This is a genomic window from Thermomicrobiales bacterium (genome assembly GCA_023954495.1).
Classification (GTDB): Bacteria; Chloroflexota; Chloroflexia; order Thermomicrobiales; family CFX8; genus JAMLIA01.
Genome location: JAMLIA010000145.1, coordinates 1 through 3,066 on the forward strand (window position 1 = coordinate 1; position 3,066 = coordinate 3,066).

A 3,066-nucleotide genomic window follows, 5' to 3' on the forward strand; every position below is an offset into this window, starting at 1 on the left:
AGGTATTCCCAATCCCCGCTCCGGCCGGGCAATCCAACGCGCGGCCTGCATTCTGTACAAGTGTATAGCCGGACGCACAAGCCATGCCGCGAATCGCTGACACCACATCTCAGCGCTTGGCGGTAAGATGCGCGGAGCAACACCACCGGCACTCAGTGCGGCGATACGCGCCAAGGAGGGGGATTTCCAGATGGCCAGAACGATCGACCAGAAGCGACTCACAGGAGCGCTGCCCAATATGAGCGGGACGATCAGCGTCTCCGGTCTCGATAAGCCGGTTGAGATCGTTCGCGATACGCTCGGCATCCCGCACGTTCGGGCTGCCAGCCTCCGCGATGCGTTCTTCGGCCAGGGATTCGCCCACGCTCAGGATCGCCTCTGGCAAATGGAGTTTGACCGCACTCGGGCAGCAGGTCGCGGCGCGACGCTGGCAGGTGCATCCCTGCTGGCTAGTGACACGTTGATGCGCAAGCTCGACCTCGTCGACAGCGCCCGCGCCGATTACAACGCGTTCGACGACGCCACGCGCTCCATGCTCGACGCCTACGCCGCCGGGGTAAACGCCTTCATGACGTCAACGAAGGCTCTGCCGGTCGAGATGGACATGCTCGGGATCAGGCCAGAGCCGTGGAATCCGTGGGATTCCGGCGCGATCTTCAAGGTGCGCCACGTCCTGATGGGCACCTGGGGATCGAAGCTGTGGCGCGCCCGCGTGCTGGCGGCGCTCGGTCCCGAGGCCGTCCCGACGCTCGGCGTCCGCACTGGCAATGATGGCGTCCTGATCGTGCCTCCCGGCGAGGAGTACGCCAACGCGATCGCTGACCTCGCCGAGCTGATGCCTGGCGCAGAAGCGCTCTCGCGCCTGCCTGAGGCGGCCGGATCAAACAACTGGGCCGTCAGCGGCAGCCGCACCGCCTCGGGCAAGCCGCTCGTTGGCGGCGACCCGCACCGCTTCCTCGATGTGCCGAATGTCTACTACCAGAATCACCTGACCTGCCCTGAGACGGATGTCATCGGCTACTCGTTCGCCGGTATCCCCGGCTTCCCCCACTTTGGCCACAACGACAGCGTCGCCTGGTGCATCACCCACGCCGCCGCCGACTATCAGGATCTGTATGTCGAGAAGTTCCGCACCGAGAACGGGCAGCTGGAATACGCGGTCAATGACGAGTGGCACGCTGCCACGACACGTCGCGAGACGATCGAAGTGCGCGGCGGTGATCCGGTCGAGATCGACGTCGTCGTCACCCGCCACGGTCCGGTTGTCGTTGGCGACGCAAGCTCGGGCTACGCAATCGCGCTGCACTACTCGGCGCTCGACCATCCGAACCCCGGCTTCCAGTGCCTGACACCGCAGATCCTGGCAAAGTCCGTCGAGGAGCTGGACGAGGCGATGCGCGACTGGGTCGATCCGTGCAACAGCATGACGATGGCCGACATCCACGGCACGATCGGCTATCTGCATCGCGGGCGCGTGCCGATCCGCAACCGCGCGAACGGCTGGGTGCCGGTGCCGGGCTGGAACGATGATTACGAGTGGCAGGGCGACATCCCATTCGAGGAGCTACCGCGCTCACGCAACCCGGAGACCGGCTGGATCGCGACGGCCAACAACCGCGTCGTGGGAGACGACTACCCACACTACCTCTCGCACGACTACGCGCCGCCCTACCGCGCCATGCGTGTCATCGCCCGGCTGGAAGCGCTGCAGAACGCGACCATCGCCGACATCGAGTCGATGCACGCCGAGCGCCAGTCGATCCCGAGCAACTGGTTCAGCGACGCGCTGTCCAGCCTGACCTTCGACGATTCGCAGGTTGCGGCAGCGCGGGATCGGCTGGTGGCCTGGGATGGCGTGATGGACAAGGAGCTGGTGGAACCGGCGATCTACGCCGTCACCCGCGAACACTTGACCCGCCTCGTAGTGCAGCGACCGTCGGCGCAGGCGCTCGTTCCGAACCCGTTCGTCGGCGAGCCGGCCGCGATGGGACCGGCGGCGCGCCTCTGGAGCCAGGTGCCGATCATGCTGCGTGACGACGACACCTCGCTGCTCGCCGAGGGCGAGACTTGGGCCGAAGTCCTGACCGAGGCGTTCCAGAACGCGGTCGCCGCGCTGGCAGCCGATCTCGGCGATGACATTGACGACTGGCGCTGGGAGCGGCTGCATCGCACGAACCCGACCCACCCGCTGGCCGGACTCTTCCCCGACGATGTCGACCTGCTCAATCCGCCGTCGGTCACGCTGGGCGGCGACGCGGACACGCCACAGGCTGCCGGAACGTTCCCCGGCCAGAACTACAACATCAACGGCACGTCGGTCGCGCGCTATGGCTTTGATCTTGGTGACTGGGATATGTCGCTATGGGTCTCACCGCTTGGCGCATCCGGTCACCCAGGCAGCCCGCACTACGCCGACCAGGCCGAAACCTGGAGCGCGGTGAAGATGGAGCCGATGCACTACAGCAAGGCAGCCGTCGACGCCAACACCGAATCGACGCAGCAGCTCAACCCGGTCTGACGCACGCGAGGAGGTGGGATGCCGAGCGATTCACCGATTGGTGAGTACATCTACCTGGACTACAGCCAGGCGGACAAACTCTTTCATCTGTGGGATGCTCGGTATCCCACCGTTGCGACGCAAGTCGCGGAGCTGATCAAGCGCGCACTGCCGGACGCTACCGTCGAGCACATCGGCAGCACGGCCGTCCCGGGGTGCCACGGCAAGGGAGTTGTCGATCTCCTGTTGCTCTACAAGCCGGGGCGACTCGCCGCAGCGCGGGATGCGCTCGACACGCTCGGCTTTCAGCGCCAGCGCGGACTCGACCCGTTCCCTGAAGAACGCCCGATGCGGGTCGGCTCGATCGACTACGACGGCGATACCTTCCGGCTGCACGTCCACGTCGTCGCAGAAGATTCCGACGAGGCGGCGACGCTGATCGCATTCCGCGAACGTCTGCGCGCCGACCCGGATCTACTGGCGACCTATGTCGAGCGAAAACGCGCCGTCATCGCCGACGGCGCGCCCGACAACGTCGCCTATAACCAGGGCAAGGAGACGCTGATCCG

The 3,066-nt window shown here is 65.8% G+C and carries 2 protein-coding genes; both read left to right on the top strand.

Translation table 11 applies throughout. The annotated features are described in order from the left end of the window. Window positions 1-190: 190 nt before the first annotated feature. A complete protein-coding gene (locus M9890_15655; GenBank protein MCO5178390.1) occupies window positions 191-2,518 on the top strand; it encodes a penicillin acylase family protein in 2,328 nt (775 codons plus the stop codon). An 18-nt stretch (window positions 2,519-2,536) separates the two neighbouring features. After that, on the top strand, window positions 2,537-3,066 hold a 530-nt coding region (locus tag M9890_15660; protein MCO5178391.1), incomplete at its 3' end, for a GrpB family protein.

Coding starts and splice junctions, on each gene's coding strand:
- M9890_15655 (MCO5178390.1), top strand. CDS start 191: ATGGCCAGAACGATCGACCAGAAGCGACTCACAGGAGCGCTGCCCAAT.